A 16,466-nucleotide genomic window follows, 5' to 3' on the forward strand; every position below is an offset into this window, starting at 1 on the left:
AATGACCGCCCTGTCCAACGTCCTGATCGCCGTCGCCGTGATCGTCCTGGTGGTGGGCCGGCAGCTGCGGGCCCGCCGGCTGGACACCGAGCGTCGGTTCTGGCTGCTGCCGGTGATCCTCGCCGCGGTGGCGCTGCGCGACCCGGTGCTGATCGACCCGGCCCACAAGGGCGCCGCCGCGCTGATCCTGGCCGGTTCGCTGGTCACCACGCTCGGCATGGGGTGCGCCTGGGGCTGGACCATGCGGATCTGGCGCGACGGTGACGGCGCGCTGTGGACCCAGGGTTCCACCGCCACCGTGTTCGCCTGGGTCGGCGCGATCGCGATCCGGATCGGCTGGTACGCGCTGGGCACCGCGCTGCACGTCCACCAGTCCACCAGCGTGCTGATGCTGTCGCTCGGCCTGCTGCTGCTGGTCCGCTCGTCGGTCGTCGCCTGGCGGGCCCACCAACTGGACGACAAGCACGCCCTGGCCGCCTGACGAAGCGTCAGCACGGTGCCGCCGACCCCCACCGGGTGTCGGCGGCACCGGCATTGAGAGAGGATCATCCGGTGAGCACCCTGGAACGCTGGACCCGTTGGCCGGCCGGAGACGTCCCGATCCGGGAGAGCCGCTCGCGGGCCCGGATGGCGCTGTGGCTGTTCGGCCGGATCGCCCTGCTGTCGACGGTGGCCTTCGGCACCTTCGCCGAACAGCACTACACGGGCTGGCGGCTGCTGCCGCCGATCCTCTGGATCGCCTCCGCTGCCGGGCTGTTCACCGGCTGGTACGTCACCTGCCGGGCGAGGAGGCTGTGGCCCGCACTGGCGTGCGCGGCCGGGCTGCTGGTGTTCGCCGAACTGGCCGACGAGGGCGGGGCCAGGACCCTGGCCTCGGTGATCTGGTGCGGCCTCGCGGTGCTCGCGGTGATCCGGCTGCCGCTGGCCGCGGGTCTGGCCACCGCCGGTGCGGCGCTGGTCGGTTACGGCCTGCGGTCGGGCGACTCGCTGCTGGTGATGCTGGCCGTGGCGGGCGGCCTCGGGCTGCTCGGCTACCTGCTGCGGCTGGACAGCCAGGCCCGGTCCGCGCAGCGCGCGCTGCTGGCGCAGGAGCGGGCCGCGCAGGTGGCGCGGGCGGAGTCCGCAGCGCTCGCCGAACGGGCCAGGATCGCCCGGGAGATCCACGACGTGCTGGCGCACAGCCTGTCCGCGCAGTTGGTGCACCTGGAGGCGGCCCGGCTGATGCTGGACGCCGGCGCCGAGCGGGCCGAGATCCGCGAACGGGTGGTCGCCGCCCGGCGGATGGCCCAGGACGGGCTGGCCGAGACCCGGCAGGCGCTGTCCGCGCTGCGCGGCGAGTTCGCCCCCGTCGCCGAGTTCGTGGCCGAGCTGGCCACCCAGTCCGGGGCCGAGCTGACGGTGGACGGGGTGCCCCGGCCGGTGCCCGCGGAGGCCGGGCTGGCGGTGCGCCGCACCGCGCAGGAGGCGCTGACCAACGCCCGCAAGCACGCGCCGGGCGGCCGGGTCGCGGTCCGGCTCGGCTACCTGGACGGCGCGGTGGAGCTGACGGTGCGCAACGCGGGCGCCCCGCGCGGGGCGGACCCGATGCTGGGGGACAGCGGAAGCGGGTACGGTCTGCTCGGGATGCGCGAACGCGCGGAGTTGCTCGGCGGCGAACTGCTGGCGGGCCCCGAGGACGGAGGGTGGCGCGTGCTGCTGCGGGTGCCGGCGTGACGGGTTCGGAGATGACGGGCGGGCCGATCCGGGTGGTGGTCGCCGACGACCAGACCGTGGTCCGCGAAGGCATCGTGATGCTGCTCGGCCTGCTGCCGGGCATCACGGTGGTCGGCTCGGCGGCGGACGGCGAGGAGGCGGTGCGGCTGGTCGCCGAACACGCCCCCGACGTGGTGCTGATGGACCTGCGGATGCCGCGCTGCGACGGGGTGGAGGCCACCCGCCGGGTCCGCGCCGAGCACCCGGGCACCGAGGTGGTGGTGCTCACCACGTACGCCGACGACGACTCGCTGTTCTCCGCGCTGCAGGCCGGGGCGCGGGGCTTCCTGACCAAGGACGCCGGAGCGGAGGAGATCGCCCGCGCGGTGGCGGACGTCCGCTCGGGCGCGGCCGGGCTCTCCCCGCAGGTCCAACTGCGGCTGCTGGAGCGGCTGTCGGGCGCGCCGGCCGCCGCCGAGCCGGCGCAGCCCGTCGCGGAACCGGGGCCGATGGTGGCCGCCGCGCCCGCGAAGCCCGAGGCCGGGCGGCCGGTTCGGGTGGCGCTGCCGGACGGGTTGACCCAGCGGGAGGCCGAGGTACTGGCGCTGATCGCGTCCGGGCTGTCCAACGCGGAGATCGCCGAGAGGTTGTTCGTCAGCCCCGCCACGGTGAAAACCCATATCAACAACCTCTTTGCCAAGACGGCGGTCAGGGACCGGGCGCAAGCCGTCGCATACGCCTTCAAGCATGGAATTTCAGAAAGTTGGTAGGCGTACAGCACTGTTGATTGCTGGGGAGAACGTTTCTCCACGGGTTTCGTTGTGTGGTTTGTGACACTCCATCATGGTTCGGTCGGAGTGACCGAAATGATGAGGTGTCGGCAAAGTGGCGCAGCAGGAGAGAGTCGACTGGTGGGTCGGGGCGCCCCCCCAGCCCCGGGTGGTGGCGCCGCGGCGCAGCGTGGAAGCGGAAGCGGCGCCGCCGGAGGACCGGATCGGCGGCGCGGTGTACCGGAAGGTCCAGGAGAGCGAGGCCTTCCAGGAGATCCGGCGGGGCTACCGCTCGTTCGTGTTCCCGGCCTGCGCCGGGTTCCTGGCCTGGTACCTGCTGTTCGTGACGGCCGAGGCGTTCATGCCCGACCTGCTGGGCCGCCGGATCGCCGGGCCGCTGAACGTGGCCTGGGCGCTCGGCCTCGGCCAGTTCGCCTCGACCTTCCTGCTCACCTGGCTCTACGCCCGTAATGCCCGCACCAAGCGCGATCGAGCCGCCCTCGAACTGCGCTGGGACACCCAGGACCAGCTGCGATGACTGCTCACCACCCCAACCACGGCCTCGCCGTCGCCCTGTTCGCCGTCGTCGTCGCGGTGACGCTGACCATCACGGTCTGGGTCGGCCGCCGCGGCCACGCCGCCGAGGACTTCTTCGCCGGCGGACGCGACTTCTCCCCGTTGCAGAACGGTTTCGCGCTGTCCGGCGACTACCTGTCGGCCGCCTCCTTCCTCGGCGTGACCGGCCTGATCGCGCTGTACGGCTACGACGGCGTGCTCTACAGCATCGGCTTCCTGGTCGCCTGGCTGGTCGTGCTGATGCTGGTGTCCGAACTGGTCCGCAACGCGGGCCGGTACACGCTGGCCGACGTGCTGGCGCTGCGGATGCGCCAGCGGCCGGTGCGGGCCGCGGCCGGCCTGTCGTCGATGGTCGTCACGCTGATGTACCTGATCGCGCAGATGGTCGGCGCGGGCAGCCTGGTCGCCCTGCTGCTGGGCACCAACAGCGGGGCCGCCAAGGCGTGGACCATCATCGCGGTCGGCGCCCTGATGATCGTCTACGTGACGGTCGGCGGGATGCGCGCCACCACCTGGATCCAGATCGTCAAGGCCTTCCTGCTGGTGGGCGGCTCGGTGCTGCTCACGGTGCTGGTGGTGGCCCGCTTCCACGGCGACCTGGGCGCGCTGATGGAGACCGCCGCGCGGCGCAGCGGTGCGGGCGAGGCGTACCTGCGGCCGGGCCTCAACTACGGCTCCAGCGCACTCGACCGGCTGGACTTCGTCAGCCTCGGCCTGGCGCTGGTGCTCGGCACCGGCGGCCTGCCGCACATCCTCAGCCGGTTCTACACGGTGCCGACCGCGCGGGCCGCCCGGCGCTCCACGATGTGGGCGATCGGCCTGATCGGCTCCTTCTACCTGATGGCGATCGTGCTCGGGCTCGGCGCGGGCGCGGTGGTCGGCGGGCACGACCTCCGGGTGTCCAACTCGGCGGGCAACACGGCGGTGCCGCTGCTCGCCCTGGACCTCGGCGGCGGCGACGGCTCCACCGGGGGCCTGCTGCTGTTCGCGGTGATCTCGGCGATCGCGTTCGCCACCATCCTGGCGGTGGTCGCCGGACTCACCCTGGCCTCCTCCGCGGCCTTCGCCCACGACCTGTACGCCCGGGCCTGGCGGCGGGAGGGCGGCCGGCAGGTGTCCGAGCGCGAGGAGGTGATCGCGGCCCGGGTCTCCGCCGTGGTGATCGGCGGCCTCGCGATCGTGCTCAGCCTGTACGCGCAGCGCCTGAACGTCGCCTTCCTGGTCGGCCTGGCCTTCGCGGTGGCCGCCTCGGCGAACCTGCCGACGCTGCTGTACTCGCTGTTCTGGAAGCGCTTCTCCACCCGCGGCGCGGTCTGGTCGGTGTACGGCGGCCTGATCCCGGCGGTGGTGCTGGTGCTGTTCTCGCCGGTCGTCTCCGGGTCGAAGACCTCGGTGCTGCCCGGCATGGACTTCCACTGGTTCCCGCTGGAGAACCCCGGCCTGGTCTCCATCCCGCTCGGCTTCCTGGCCGGCGCGATCGGCACCTGGCTGGACCGGGAGCCCGCCGACGAGGACGGCTACGCCGAGCTGGAGGTACGCGCCCTGACCGGCGCAGGAGCCGCCTGACGGAGCGTCGCAGGACGGGCCCCGCACCGGGTGGTGCGGGGCCCGTCCGCGTTCATCCGGCGAGGGCATCGAGGGCGGTGACATCCATCCGGGGCGGGGTGCCCGGGGCCTTGCCGCAGCTCTCCGGCCGGGGCGGCTCGCTCGCGGACTCCGCCACGGTCGCCCGCCAGCGGCGGCCGTCGGTGTGCGCCACCTCGACCGTCCAGCCGTCGCCGTCCGGGACCTGACGCATGGTCAGCGCATCGGCGGCGGCCTCCCCGGTCAGTTCGCGGACGGCCTGCTCGGCGGCCTGGGACGGGCGGGGCCAGTACGAGCGGCCGCGCGAGTGGGCGGGAGTGGTGTGGCCGGCGGCGGTGGCGGCCAGCACCTCCTTGGCGGACTCCGCGGTGAGCCGGCCGTACGCGTAGCCGTGCGGCAGCACCAGCATGGTGGGGGAGAAACGGTGGCCGCCGAGGTGGGTGACCTCCCAGACCTCGCTGTGGCCGGCGGAGGCCAGGTCGGCGGCGAGCGGGCGGCCGAGCAGCGCGCAGCAGCGGTCGCGTCGGCCGTTGGTGCACACCAGGGCGATCGGGCCGCCGACGTGCTCGGCGCCGAAGCCGTCGTGGCGGCCCGCGCCGAGGGCGGCGAAGTCGAGGTCGAGCAGCGCGGCGGGGGAGTCCAGGCGGGCCCGGCGCACCCACGGGTCGGCGGGCGAGGTGTGCGCGATCAGCACCTCGTGCCGGGCCGCGGTGTCGGCGTGCCGGCCGGGCCGGCGGATCAGCGCGATCCGGACCCCGGTGCCTTCGGCCGCCCGGTCCAGCGCGGCCCCGAGTTCGGGGTCGAGGTGGCTGGCCGTGAGCGCCTGGGCGCCCCACGGGCCGGGCTGTTCGAGCAGCAGCCAGGTGGTGGCGGTGGCCGCGGTGGCGGCCAGCGGCTCGGTCAGTTCGCGCGACAGCGTCGTACAGGTGCTCACTTGCCCCACCCTAGTGCGAGCGGGTTTCCCGGCCACCGAGGGCGGCCCGGGAGGTCGGGCAGCGGGTCCGGGGGCGGCGAAGGCCGGCACCGCCGAACCCGTCGACGGCAGGTCGGCTGGCGTCGGGCTGGACCCCGTCGTGCCGAGCCGCTCTCACCGCTGACCCTCGCCCGCGAGACCTCCGGTCGGTGCGGTAGTGACCGTCGTCGCGCCGATTCGCCGATCCGATCGGTGGCCCGGAGCATGCGGAACGGCGGGGACTCTCCAGGGAAGTCCCCGCCGCTCCGACCGGCTGACGCACTGTCAGGCAGCTCTCACATCCGGCCGCCGACCGCAGCGATCTGCGCCGACACCGGGGTGCCGGAGCCGTCGCGGCGCGGGTCGCGCTCCGGGAGGGTGACGGGCTGGCCGTTGGCGGTGGCGCCCAGGGCGGGCACCGGGCCGACCCAGGCGAACGCCAGGCCGTCCTCGCCGCGCAGGAAGCGCTGGCAGCGGACGCCGCCGGTGGCCCGGCCCTTGCGCGGGTACTGGTCGAACGGGGTGAGCTTCCAGCTGGTCTGCTGCTCGCCGTCCAGCGTGCCGGTGGCGGCGGCCACCGAGAGCACCACCGCGTCCTCGGCGGGGTCGACGGCGGTGAAGGACAGCACCCGGGCGCCGTCGGCCAGCTTGATGCCGGCCATGCCGCCGGCCGGGCGGCCCTGCGGGCGGACCTGGCCCGCCGGGTAGCGCAGCAGCTGGGCGTCGGAGGTGAGGAAGACCAGGTCCTCCTCGCCGGTGCGCAGCTCGATCGCGCCGATCACGGTGTCGCCGTCCTTGAGCGCGATCACCTCGAACTCGTCCTTGTTGGCGGGCCATTCGGGCACCACCCGCTTGACCGTGCCCTGCACGGTGCCGAGCGCCAGGCCCGGCGAGGACTCGTCCAGGGTGGTCAGCGCGAGGGCCTTCTCGTCCTCCTCCAGCCGGAGGAACTCGGAGACCGCGGCGCCGCCGGACAGCGCTGTGGTGCCCGGTGGCAGTGCCGGCAGGTCGATCACCGGCAGGCGCAGCACCCGGCCGGCCGTGGTGACCACGCCGACGTCGCCGCGGGCGGTGGCGGGGACGGCGGAGGCCAGCACGTCGTGCTTGGCCCGGGACGGCTCCTCGGTGACCGGCTCCAGGTCGAAGGTGCGGGCGAGCAGGCCGGTGGAGGACAGCAGCACCCGGCACGGGTCGTCGGCGACCTCCAGCGGCACCGACAGCGCCGCCGAGGGCGCCGCCCCGGCCTCCAGCAGCACGGTGCGCCGCTCGGTGCCGAACTGCTTGGCCACCGCGCCGAGTTCGGAGGACACCACGGAACGCAGCCTGGTGTCGGACTCCAGGATCTCGGTCAGCTCGGCGATCTCCTTGAGCAGCTTGGCCTGCTCGGCCTCCAGCTCGACCCGGTCGAAGCGGGTGAGCCGGCGCAGCGGGGTGTCCAGGATGTACGCGGTCTGCGTCTCGGAGATGCCGAAGCGCTCCATCAGGCGTTCCTTGGCCTGGGTCGCGTCGTCGCTGCTGCGGATGAGCGCGATCACCTCGTCGATGTCGACCAGGGCGATCAGCAGGCCCTCGACCAGGTGCAGCCGGTCCTGGCGCTTGCGGCGGCGGAAGTCGCTGCGCCGCTTGACCACCGTGAAGCGGTGGTCGACGTAGACCTCCAGCAGCTCCTTCAGGCCGAGCGTCAGCGGCTGGCCGTCCACCAGCGCCACGTTGTTGATGCCGAAGGTCTCCTCCATCGGCGTCAACTTGTACAGCTGCTCCAGCAGTGCCTCGGGGACGAACCCGTTCTTCACCTCGATGACGAGGCGCAGGCCGTGCTCGCGGTCGGTGAGGTCCTTGACGTCGGCGATGCCCTGGAGCCGCTTCGCGTTGACCAGGTCCTTGATCTTCGCGATCACCTTCTCCGGGCCGACCGCGTACGGCAGTTCGGTGACCACGATGCCCTTGCGGCGGGCGGTGACGTTCTCGATCGTGGCGGTGGCGCGGATCTTGAAGGTGCCGCGGCCGGACTCGTACGCGTCGCGGATGCCGGACAGGCCGACGATCCGGCCGCCGGTCGGCAGGTCCGGACCCGGGACGAACCGCATCAGGGTTTCCAGGTCCGCGTTCGGGTGCTTGATCAGGTGCCGGGCGGCGGCCACCACCTCGGACAGGTTGTGCGGCGGCATGTTGGTGGCCATCCCGACCGCGATGCCGGTGGCACCGTTGACCAGCAGGTTCGGGTACGCCGACGGGAGCACCCGGGGCTCCTGCTCGGAGCCGTCGTAGTTCGGGTCGAAGTCGACGGTGTCCTCGTGGATCGACTCCACCATGGACATCGCGGCCGCCGTCAGCCGGGACTCGGTGTAGCGCATCGCGGCCGGCGGGTCGTCGTTGCCGAGCGAACCGAAGTTGCCGTGGCCGTCGATCAGCGGCAGCCGCATCGAGAACGGCTGCGCAAGGCGCACCACGGCGTCGTAGATCGAGGCGTCGCTGTGCGGGTGCAGACGGCCCATCACCTCGCCGACCACGCGTGCGCACTTGACGTGGCCGCGCTCCGGGCGCAGGCCCATCTCGTTGGCCTGGTAGAGGATCCGGCGGTGCACCGGCTTCAGGCCGTCGCGGGCGTCCGGCAGGGCCCGGGAGTAGATCACCGAGTAGGCGTACTCCAGGAACGATCCCTGCATCTCGTCCACGACATCGACATCGAGGATGCGCTCCTCGAAGTCACCGGGCGGCGGGGTGGGCGAACTGCGGCGGGCCATCGCTGCGGGGCTCCCTTGCGGTACTGGGGTGGGCGGGCGGACGCGGGCGTGAACGCCCCCCATTGTGGACCCTCGGTGGGACACCGCCCGTCACCCGGGCCGCTTCCGCCACCGGCGAACGCGCCTGCCACCCGGACACCTGACGGCGGCTCGGTGCGTTGCACCACAATGGGGGACGTCACAAGCCCCCGGCCCGGACACTCCGGAACCGACGACGGGAAGGACCCCCGCATGGCCAACCCCGGCCCCGCCAGCGGCCTCGCCATCACCGAACACCGCCTGGCCAACGGCCTGCGCGTCGTGCTCTCCGAGGACCACCTCACTCCGGTCACGGCCGTGTGCCTGTGGTACGACGTGGGCTCCCGGCACGAGGTGAAGGGGCGCACCGGACTCGCCCACCTCTTCGAGCACCTGATGTTCCAGGGCTCGGCGAACGTCTCCAACAACGGGCACTTCGAACTGGTCCAGGGCGCCGGCGGCTCGCTCAACGGCACCACCAGCTTCGAGCGCACCAACTACTTCGAGACCATGCCCGCGCACCAACTGGAGCTCGCGCTCTGGCTGGAGGCCGACCGGATGGGCTCGCTGCTGGCCGCCCTGGACGACACGTCCATGGAGAACCAGCGCGATGTGGTGAAGAACGAGCGCCGCCAGCGCTACGACAACGTGCCCTACGGCACCGCGTTCGAGAAGCTCACCGCGCTGTCCTTCCCCGGCGAGCACCCCTACCACCACACCCCGATCGGCTCGATGGCCGACCTGGACGCCGCCACGCTGGAGGACGCCCGGGCGTTCTTCCGCACCTACTACGCGCCCAACAACGCGGTGCTGTCGATCGTCGGCGACCTCGACCCCGAGCAGACCATCGCCTGGGTGGAGAAGTACTTCGGCTCCATCCCCGACCACGACGGCAAGCAGCCGCCGCGCGACGGCTCGCTGCCCGAGACCATGGACGCCGAGGCCCGCGAGCTGGTCCTGGAGGACGTCCCGTCCCGCGCGCTGATGGCCGCCTACCGGCTGCCGCACGACGGCACCCGGCAGGCCGACGCCGCCGACCTGGCGCTCACCATCCTGGGCAGCGGCGAGTCCTCCCGGCTGTACAACCGGCTGGTCCGCCGCGACCGCACCGCCGTCGCGGCCGGCTTCGGCCTGCTGCGGCTGGCCGGCGCGCCCTCGCTGGGCTGGCTGGACGTCAAGGCCGGCGCCGGCGCCACCCTGGAGCAGATCGAGACCGCCGTCGACGAGGAGCTCGCCCGGTTCGCCGCCGAGGGCCCCACCGCCGAGGAACTCGAGCGCGCCCAGGCGCAGATCGAGCGCGAGTGGCTGGACCGGCTCGCCACGGTGGCCGGCCGCGCCGACGAACTCTGCCGCTACGCCGTGCTGTTCGGCGACCCGAAGCTGGTGAACGAGGCACTCCCGAAGGTCCTCGACGTCACCGCCGAGGAGGTCCGCGAGGTGGCCGCCGCCCGGCTGCGCCCCGACAACCGGGCGGTGCTGGTGTACGAGCCGACCCCCGACGACAGCACCGACGACGACAGCTCCGAGAACGAGGAGGCGGCGGCATGAGCGACACCCCCGCGCAGTACACCCCGGCGATGGACTTCCACCCGCAGCCGCAGCCCGGCACCCCCACCCCGTGGGCGTTCCCGGCGCCGGAGCGGCTCACCCTGGCCAACGGCCTGACGGTGCTGCACTGCCACCGGCCCGGCCAGCAGCTGGTCGCCGTCGACATGGTGCTGGACGCGCCGCTGGCCGCCGAGCCCGAGGGCCTGGACGGCGTCGCCTCGATCCTGTCCCGGGCGATCTCCGAGGGCACCGACACGCTCACCGCCGAGGAGTTCGCGGCCGAGCTGGAGCGGGCCGGCGCCACCCTGGACACCCACGCCGACCACCCGGCGCTGCGGGTCTCGCTGGAGGTCCCGGCCTCCCGGCTGGAGCGCGGCCTCACCCTGCTGGGCGACGCCCTGCGGGTCCCGGCGCTGCCCACGGAGGAGATCGAGCGGCTGGTCGCCAACCGCCTCGACGAGATCGTCCACGAGCAGGCCAACCCGTCCCGGCGGGCCGCCAAGGCGCTGTACGCCGCGCTGTTCGCGGACGACGACCGGCTGTCCCGGCCGCGGGCCGGCTCCACCGATAGCGTCAAGCGGATCGACCGGGACGCGGTGAAGGCGTTCTACGACGCCCACCTGCGCCCGTCCACCGCTACCGCCGTGGTGGTCGGCGACCTCACCGGCGTCGACCTGGCCGCGCTGCTGGAGTCCACCCTCGGCCGGTGGACCGGCGAGAGCGTCGAGCCGTCGGTGCACGGCCCGGTGGTCGCCGACGACACCGGCCGGGTGGTCATCGTCGACCGGCCCGGCTCGGTGCAGACCCAGCTGCTGATCGGCCGGATCGGCCCGGACCGGCACGACCCGGAGTGGGCCGCGCAGGTCCTCGGCATCTACTGCCTCGGCGGCACCCTCACCTCCCGGCTCGACCGGGTGCTGCGCGAGGAGAAGGGCTACACCTACGGCGTCCGGGCGTTCGCCCAGCCGCTGCGCTCCGCCGCCGACGGCTCCGGCCGCGGGCTGCTGGCGATCAGCGGCTCGGTGGACACCGAGTCCACCGCGCCCGCGCTGGAGGACACCTGGACCATCCTGCGCACGCTGGCCGCCGAGGGCCTCACCGACGCGGAGCGCGAGGAGGCCGTGCAGTTCCTGGTCGGCGTCGCGCCGCTGAAGTACGAGACGGCCGGCTCGGTCGCCGCCACCCTGGCCGACCAGGTCGAGCAGTACCTGCCCGACACCTACCAGGCCGAGTTCTACCGGCAGCTGGCCGAGCTGGACACCGACACGGCCGCCCGCGCCGTGATCGCCGCCTTCCCGCCGGACCGGCTGGTCACCGTGCTGGTCGGCGACGCCTCGGTGATCGCCGAGCCGGTCAAGGCGCTCGGCATCGGCGACGTCACGGTCATCGCCAACTGACCGCGCTGCTCACGAGGGTCCGACGGGGCGTCAGCTCCGCCGGGCCCTCGGCGTTTTAATCGATTGCACGGCCGTCGCCGGGTGTGGGTAGATGTCCCCGGCCGGGCGAGAGGCGCGGTCACGACGAATGCGGAAGGAGGCGGTCACCATGCGGGTCGAGCCACGACGACGCTCCCCGAGGCTGCCCTTCCGTTGTTCGTACCGAACTGCCTGAGCAGTCGCCGCGCAGCACCGTCTGCCGCCCGCGGCCCCGCCCTGTCGGGCCGCCCCGATCTTCCCCGCCGCCGCACCGGGCGTCTTCGTGCGGCACCCTGGAAAACAGCGACCCAGGAGGTCGAATCACCATGTCGTACACCGAGATCCCCGGCGCCCGGGTGCCGATCCGGATGTGGGCCGACCCGGCCACCGTAGAGGGCCAGGCCATGCAGCAGCTGCGCAACATCAGCACCCTGCCCTGGCTGCACGGCCTCGCCGTGATGCCGGACGTCCACCTGGGCAAGGGCGCCACCGTCGGCTCCGTCATCGCCATGAACGGCGCGGTCTGCCCGGCCGCGGTCGGCGTCGACATCGGCTGCGGAATGACGGCCGTCAAGTCCTCGCTGACCGCGAAGGACCTGCCGGACGACCTGTCGCACCTGCGCCACCGGATCGAGCAGGCCATCCCCGTCGGCCGCGGCCTGCACAAGGACCCGATCGACCCGGGCAAGCTGCACGGCCGGTCCACCGCCGGCTGGGACGACTTCTGGCAGCGCTTCGACGACATCGCCCCCGACGTGCGGTGGCGGCGCGAGCGGGCCGCCCTGCAGATGGCGACGCTCGGCTCCGGCAACCACTTCATCGAGCTCTGCCTGGACGACGACGGCGCGGTCTGGCTGATGCTGCACTCCGGCTCGCGGAACATCGGCAAGGAACTCGCCGAGCACCACATGACGATCGCCCGCTCGCTGCCGCACAACCAGGGCCTGATCGACCGCGACCTCGCGGTCTTCATCGCCGACACCCCGCAGATGGCCGCCTACCGCTCCGACCTGTTCTGGGCGCAGGAGTACGCCAAGCACAACCGGGCGCTGATGATGGCCCTGTTCCAGGACGCGGTCCGCCGCGAACTGCCCAAGGCCCGGGCCACCTTCGGCGAGATGATCTCCTGCCACCACAACTACGTCGCCGAGGAGCGCTACGACGGCGTCGACCTGCTGGTCACCCGCAAGGGCGCGATCCGGGCCGGCTCCGGCGAGTACGGGATCATCCCCGGCTCCATGGGCACCGGCTCGTACATCGTGAAGGGCCTCGGAAACGCGGCCTCCTTCAACTCGGCCTCGCACGGCGCCGGCCGCAAGATGAGCCGGACAGCGGCGAAGAAGCGCTTCACCACCGCGGACCTCGTCCAGCAGACCGCGGGCGTCGAGTGCCGCAAGGACGCCGGCGTGGTCGACGAGATCCCGGGCGCGTACAAGCAGATCGAGAAGGTCATGGCCCAGCAGCAGGACCTGGTCGAGGTGGCCGCCCACCTCAAGCAGGTGATCTGCGTCAAGGGTTGACGCAGCGTCAGAACCCTGGTGGTGCCTGGAAGCCGGGCGCCACCAGGCCGGACTCGTACGCGATCACCACCGCGTGCGTCCGGTTCTGCGCGCCGAGCACCGTGGCGCTGCCGACCTCCCCGGTGGTGGTCGGCGGCGCGCTCGGCGTGGTCCTCGGCCCGTTCGCGGTGCGGACCGCCCGCCGGACCGGCGCCGGCCGGGGCATGGCCCTGACCGGCACCGGGCTGTCCGCCCTCGCCGTCGTGGCGGCCGCCGTGACGGCGGTCTTCGCCGTGTGGTTCGCGGACCTGACCCGGGACTGCTAGGAGTACCGCGAGGTCGGGCAGTGGACGCAGCGCGTCCAGCAGCAGTTCGACCGGCGCTGACCGGGCGGCCCGGCTCACCGCGCGTCCGGGGCGACCAGCGCGCGGTAGCGGTCGTCCCACAGGTCCTCGTGCGCCTCCGGCAACAGCAGGACCCGGTCCGGGCGCAGCGCGCTGAGCGCGTCCGGGTCGTGGGTGACCATCACCATCGCGCCCGGGTACTCGGCGACCGCGCGCAGGACCTCGTCCCGGGACGCCGGGTCGAGGTTGTTGGTCGGCTCGTCCAGCAGCAGTACGTTGGCGCCCGAGTGCACCAGGCAGGCCAGGGCCAGCCGGGTCTTCTCGCCGCCGGACAGCACCCCGGCCGGCTTGTCCGCGTCGTCCCCGCCGAACAGGTACGACCCGAGCACCGAGCGCACCTCGCCGTCCGTCAGCCTCGGTGCGGCGGCCGACAGGTGCTCGAACACGGTGCGCTCCGGGACGAGGGTGTCGTGCTCCTGCGCGAAGTAGCCCAGCCGCAGGCCCGGCCCCGCCACCGTCCGGCCGCCGTCCGGGAGTTCACGGCCGGCCAGCAGCCGCAACAGGGTGGTCTTGCCGGCCCCGTTCGGACCGAGCACCACCAGCCGGCTGCCCCGGTCCACCGCCAGGTCCACCCCGGTCAGCACCCGGTGGCCGCGGTACTCCTTCGCCAGGCTGATCGCGCCCAGCGGGATCCGCCCGCACGGCGCGGGCTCCGGCAGCCGGATCCGCGCCGTCCGCTCCGCCTTCCGCACCGGCTCCGTCCCCGCCAGCAGCCGGTCCGCCCGCTTGGCCATCGACTTCGCGGCCGAGGCGGTGTTCGTGTTCGCCTTCATCCGCTCCGCCTGCGCGTGCAGGCTGGACGCCTTGCGCTCCGCGTTCGCCCGCTCCCGGGCACGCCGCCGCTCGTCCGCCGCCTGCTGCGTCAGGTACGCCGACCAGCCGGTGTTGTGCACGTCCAGCGCGGCCCGCCGGGGATCCAGGTGGAACACCCGGTTCACCGTCGCGCCGATCAGCTCCAGGTCGTGGCTGATCAGCACCAGCCCGCCCCGGTGGGACGCCAGGAAGCCGCGCAGCCAGGCGACCGACTCGGCGTCCAGATGGTTGGTCGGCTCGTCCAGCAGCAGCGTGTCGTGCCCGGCGAACAGGATCCGGGCCAGCTCGACCCGCCGCTTCTGGCCGCCCGACAGGTCGCCGACCGGCTGTTCCAGCAGCCGCTCGGGCAGGCCCAGGCCCGCCGCGACCCGGGCCGCCTCGGCCTGTGCGGCGTACCCGCCGGACCGCTCGAACGCGGCTTCGGCGCGGGCGTAGGCGCGCAGCGCCCGATCGAGCGCCGCCCCTTCGGCCGTGGCCATCGCGGCCTCGGCCGTGCGCAGCGCCCGCTGCGCGTCGTCCGACCCGCGGGCGGACAGGATCCGGTCCAGCACCGGGACGGCCGGATCCGCGACCCGGGAGTCCTGCGGCAGGTACCCGGTCGAACCGGCGTGCGCGACGGTGCCGGCGGCGGGCTCGGCCAGGCCGGCCAGCGTGGAGAGAAGGGTGGTCTTCCCCGCGCCGTTGCGGCCGACCAGGCCGACACGGTCGCCGGGGGCGAGGTGGAAAGAGACATCGTGCAACAGCAGACGCGCGCCGATGCGCACGTCGAGACCACAGACGGTGATCATGAAAGGACGCTCCGAAACAGCAAGAGGACACACGGGTGGCGTGGAAGCTGGTCCGCTTGCTAGGACATACGGGGCGTCGACATGGCGCCGACGCTACGCCGCCGCGCGGGCCGCCCGCATCCGAATTTCCGGCGCCTTCCCGTCTCCGCAGGTCAGGAGAGGTGGAGCGCCAGCATGTAGACGGCCGTCCCCGCGATGATCGACAGCAGGGCACTGCGCCGCCACAGGTGCAGCCCCAGCGTCGCGGCCAGGCCGGCGGCGGCCGGGCCCGCGCCGGCGAGCGGGACGTCCCGCAGGGTGTAGACGGTGAGGATCACCATCACCCCGGCCGGCATGGTCGCCGCCAGGAACCTCAGCAGCCCGGACTCCCGCACCCGGCCCAGCAGCACGAACGGCGCGGCCCGCAGCAGCACCGTCACCGTGAACATCACCAGCAGGCCGGCCAGCACGTACCGCCACTCAGGCACGACGCCCCCTCAGCAGGTAGCGGACGGTCAGCGCCGCCACGTACAACCCGAGCGCCACCACCAGCAGTTGGCCCTTCGCCACCAGCAGCGCGGCCAGTGCGCTCAGCAACGCGAGGATCGGCCCCGGGACGTCACGGGTGGCCCGCCAGCCGTCCACGGCGAGGACCGCGAACAGCGCGGTGAGCGCGAAGTCCAGCCCCCGGACGGTGCCCGGCAGGGCGGCCCCCAGCAGCGCCCCCGTCACTCCGCCCAGCACCCAGTACGCCTGGCAGAACGCCTGGATCGCCACGATCCGCCGACCCGTGAGGTGCGGGCGGGCGGCGGCCAGGGCGTACGCCTCGTCGGTCAGCGTGTAGACGCTGTACGCCTTGGCGGCGCGACCGCGAACCCGGTGCAGCGGGAAGGAGAGTCCGTAGAAGACGTGCCGGAAGTTCACCAGGAAGGTGGTGACGGCGACGGACGCGAGCGGCGTCACCGCGAGGAGGAGGCCGATCGCCAGGAACTCCAGCGAGCCCGCGTAGATCAGCGACGAGAACACCGGCGCCCACCACCAGGCGAACCCGCTCTGCACCAACAGCACTCCGAACGCGACGCCCAGGGGGTACAGGCCCAGACCCACCCCGAGAGTGTCCGCGGCGGCGGACCTGACAGCGTGCGGGTCTTCGACGTCGGTTGAGATCACCACACCGGGACATTAATGCAGGCGGGAGCCCTGCCGGGGGCGGGTGAGGGCGAATTCGGCGGGCTCAGGGATGCGGCGGGTCGAGGACGGGGCCCGAAAAAGTCACGCAGCCGGGAGCTCGTCCAGGCCTTCCTGAACCATCTTGGCGACCCGGTCCAGCGCGGCTTCAGCGCCCTCCGCGTCGGCCGACAGGATGACGGTCTCGCCGCCCTCCGCGCCGAGGGCGAGCAGGCCGAGCATGGAGCCGGCGTTGACCGGGGCGCCGGTCTCCTTGGCGATGGTCATGGGGACGCCGGTGGAGGTGACGGCCTTGACGAAGATGGAGGCGGGACGGGCGTGCAGGCCCTCGGCCCAACCGATGGTGACGCGGCGCTCAGCCATGAGAGGTGCCTTTCAGGTGGTGCAGGGTGGTGCAAATGTTGTCTAGACCAGTGTTGCACGCCGGTGTGTCTGCGACCCGGCGCGAGCAGGGCCAGCGTGCCGTGCCCGGCAGGGGCGGCGCCATCAGGCTCGC

General features: G+C 73.2%; 15 protein-coding genes. 9 read left to right on the forward strand and 6 right to left on the reverse strand.

Features of this window, described 5'->3' with window-relative positions; all coding sequences use genetic code 11:
• Nucleotide 1: 1 nt before the first annotated feature.
• The 5 genes from IEZ12_RS21975 to IEZ12_RS21995 all read left to right on the forward strand — a co-directional run bounded on the left by IEZ12_RS21975 (nucleotide 2) and on the right by IEZ12_RS21995 (nucleotide 4,604).
• Nucleotides 2–481 (forward strand): CcdC protein domain-containing protein, encoded by a 480-nt coding sequence (locus IEZ12_RS21975; protein ID WP_189273870.1) that lies wholly within the window; start codon nucleotides 2–4, stop codon nucleotides 479–481.
• A 71-nt stretch (nucleotides 482–552) separates the two neighbouring features.
• Nucleotides 553–1,713: a sensor histidine kinase gene (locus IEZ12_RS21980; RefSeq protein ID WP_229847760.1), complete on the forward strand. Its 1,161-nt coding sequence runs from the start codon at nucleotides 553–555 to the stop codon at nucleotides 1,711–1,713.
• 11 nt (nucleotides 1,714–1,724) lie between these two features.
• Complete coding sequence (locus tag IEZ12_RS21985; RefSeq protein WP_189273921.1) at nucleotides 1,725–2,462, forward strand: response regulator transcription factor; 738 nt, start codon at nucleotides 1,725–1,727, stop codon at nucleotides 2,460–2,462.
• Nucleotides 2,463–2,577: 115 nt separating this feature from the next.
• Nucleotides 2,578–3,000, forward strand: coding sequence for a DUF485 domain-containing protein (locus IEZ12_RS21990; protein ID WP_189273872.1), 423 nt, complete (start codon nucleotides 2,578–2,580; stop codon nucleotides 2,998–3,000).
• Nucleotides 2,997–4,604, forward strand: a complete 1,608-nt coding sequence (locus IEZ12_RS21995; RefSeq protein WP_189273874.1) for a monocarboxylic acid transporter — start codon at nucleotides 2,997–2,999, stop codon at nucleotides 4,602–4,604. Before IEZ12_RS21990 ends, IEZ12_RS21995 begins: the two co-directional genes overlap by 4 nt.
• A 52-nt stretch (nucleotides 4,605–4,656) precedes the next feature.
• On the opposite strand, the gene IEZ12_RS22000 is transcribed toward IEZ12_RS21995, so the two are convergent.
• Both IEZ12_RS22000 and IEZ12_RS22005 read right to left on the reverse strand, forming a co-directional pair.
• Entirely contained in the window at nucleotides 4,657–5,556 is a 900-nt protein-coding gene (locus tag IEZ12_RS22000) for a ferredoxin family protein (RefSeq protein ID WP_189273875.1), read from the reverse strand.
• 314 nt (nucleotides 5,557–5,870) lie between these two features.
• The gene (locus IEZ12_RS22005; protein WP_189273877.1) at nucleotides 5,871–8,318 is read right to left on the reverse strand and encodes a DNA gyrase/topoisomerase IV subunit A; all 2,448 of its coding nucleotides are present in this window, start codon (nucleotides 8,316–8,318) and stop codon (nucleotides 5,871–5,873) included.
• 231 nt (nucleotides 8,319–8,549) lie between these two features.
• Here IEZ12_RS22005 and IEZ12_RS22010 point away from each other — a divergent pair, with 231 nt between their 5' ends.
• From IEZ12_RS22010 to IEZ12_RS22025, 4 genes are all read left to right on the forward strand, one after another.
• Nucleotides 8,550–9,884 carry a M16 family metallopeptidase gene (locus tag IEZ12_RS22010; RefSeq protein WP_189273879.1) on the forward strand — a complete coding sequence of 445 codons (1,335 nt, stop codon included), beginning with the start codon at nucleotides 8,550–8,552 and terminating at the stop codon, nucleotides 9,882–9,884.
• Between the two features lie 29 nt (nucleotides 9,885–9,913).
• Nucleotides 9,914–11,281 (forward strand): M16 family metallopeptidase, encoded by a 1,368-nt coding sequence (locus IEZ12_RS22015; RefSeq protein ID WP_189273925.1) that lies wholly within the window; start codon nucleotides 9,914–9,916, stop codon nucleotides 11,279–11,281.
• Nucleotides 11,282–11,625: 344 nt separating this feature from the next.
• Nucleotides 11,626–12,819, forward strand: coding sequence for an RtcB family protein (locus IEZ12_RS22020; protein WP_189273881.1), 1,194 nt, complete (start codon nucleotides 11,626–11,628; stop codon nucleotides 12,817–12,819).
• Complete coding sequence (locus tag IEZ12_RS22025) at nucleotides 12,816–13,124, forward strand: hypothetical protein (RefSeq protein WP_189273883.1); 309 nt, start codon at nucleotides 12,816–12,818, stop codon at nucleotides 13,122–13,124. Before IEZ12_RS22020 ends, IEZ12_RS22025 begins: the two co-directional genes overlap by 4 nt.
• A gap of 74 nt (nucleotides 13,125–13,198) precedes the next feature.
• Here IEZ12_RS22025 and IEZ12_RS22030 read toward each other — a convergent pair whose 3' ends face one another.
• The 4 genes from IEZ12_RS22030 to IEZ12_RS22045 all read right to left on the reverse strand — a co-directional run bounded on the left by IEZ12_RS22030 (nucleotide 13,199) and on the right by IEZ12_RS22045 (nucleotide 16,333).
• Nucleotides 13,199–14,803: an ABC-F family ATP-binding cassette domain-containing protein gene (locus IEZ12_RS22030; protein WP_189273885.1), complete on the reverse strand. Its 1,605-nt coding sequence runs from the start codon at nucleotides 14,801–14,803 to the stop codon at nucleotides 13,199–13,201.
• 152 nt (nucleotides 14,804–14,955) lie between these two features.
• The gene (locus IEZ12_RS22035) at nucleotides 14,956–15,270 is read right to left on the reverse strand and encodes a branched-chain amino acid transporter permease (RefSeq protein ID WP_229847762.1); all 315 of its coding nucleotides are present in this window, start codon (nucleotides 15,268–15,270) and stop codon (nucleotides 14,956–14,958) included.
• Nucleotides 15,263–15,955 (reverse strand): AzlC family ABC transporter permease, encoded by a 693-nt coding sequence (locus IEZ12_RS22040; RefSeq protein ID WP_229847763.1) that lies wholly within the window; start codon nucleotides 15,953–15,955, stop codon nucleotides 15,263–15,265. The genes IEZ12_RS22035 and IEZ12_RS22040 overlap by 8 nt, the downstream gene beginning before the upstream one ends.
• Nucleotides 15,956–16,054: 99 nt before the next feature.
• Complete coding sequence (locus tag IEZ12_RS22045) at nucleotides 16,055–16,333, reverse strand: HPr family phosphocarrier protein (protein WP_189273887.1); 279 nt, start codon at nucleotides 16,331–16,333, stop codon at nucleotides 16,055–16,057.
• Nucleotides 16,334–16,466 lie beyond the last annotated feature (133 nt).

It is taken from the genome of Kitasatospora griseola, from assembly GCF_014648555.1.
In the GTDB taxonomy this organism is placed as follows: domain Bacteria; phylum Actinomycetota; class Actinomycetes; order Streptomycetales; family Streptomycetaceae; genus Kitasatospora; species Kitasatospora griseola.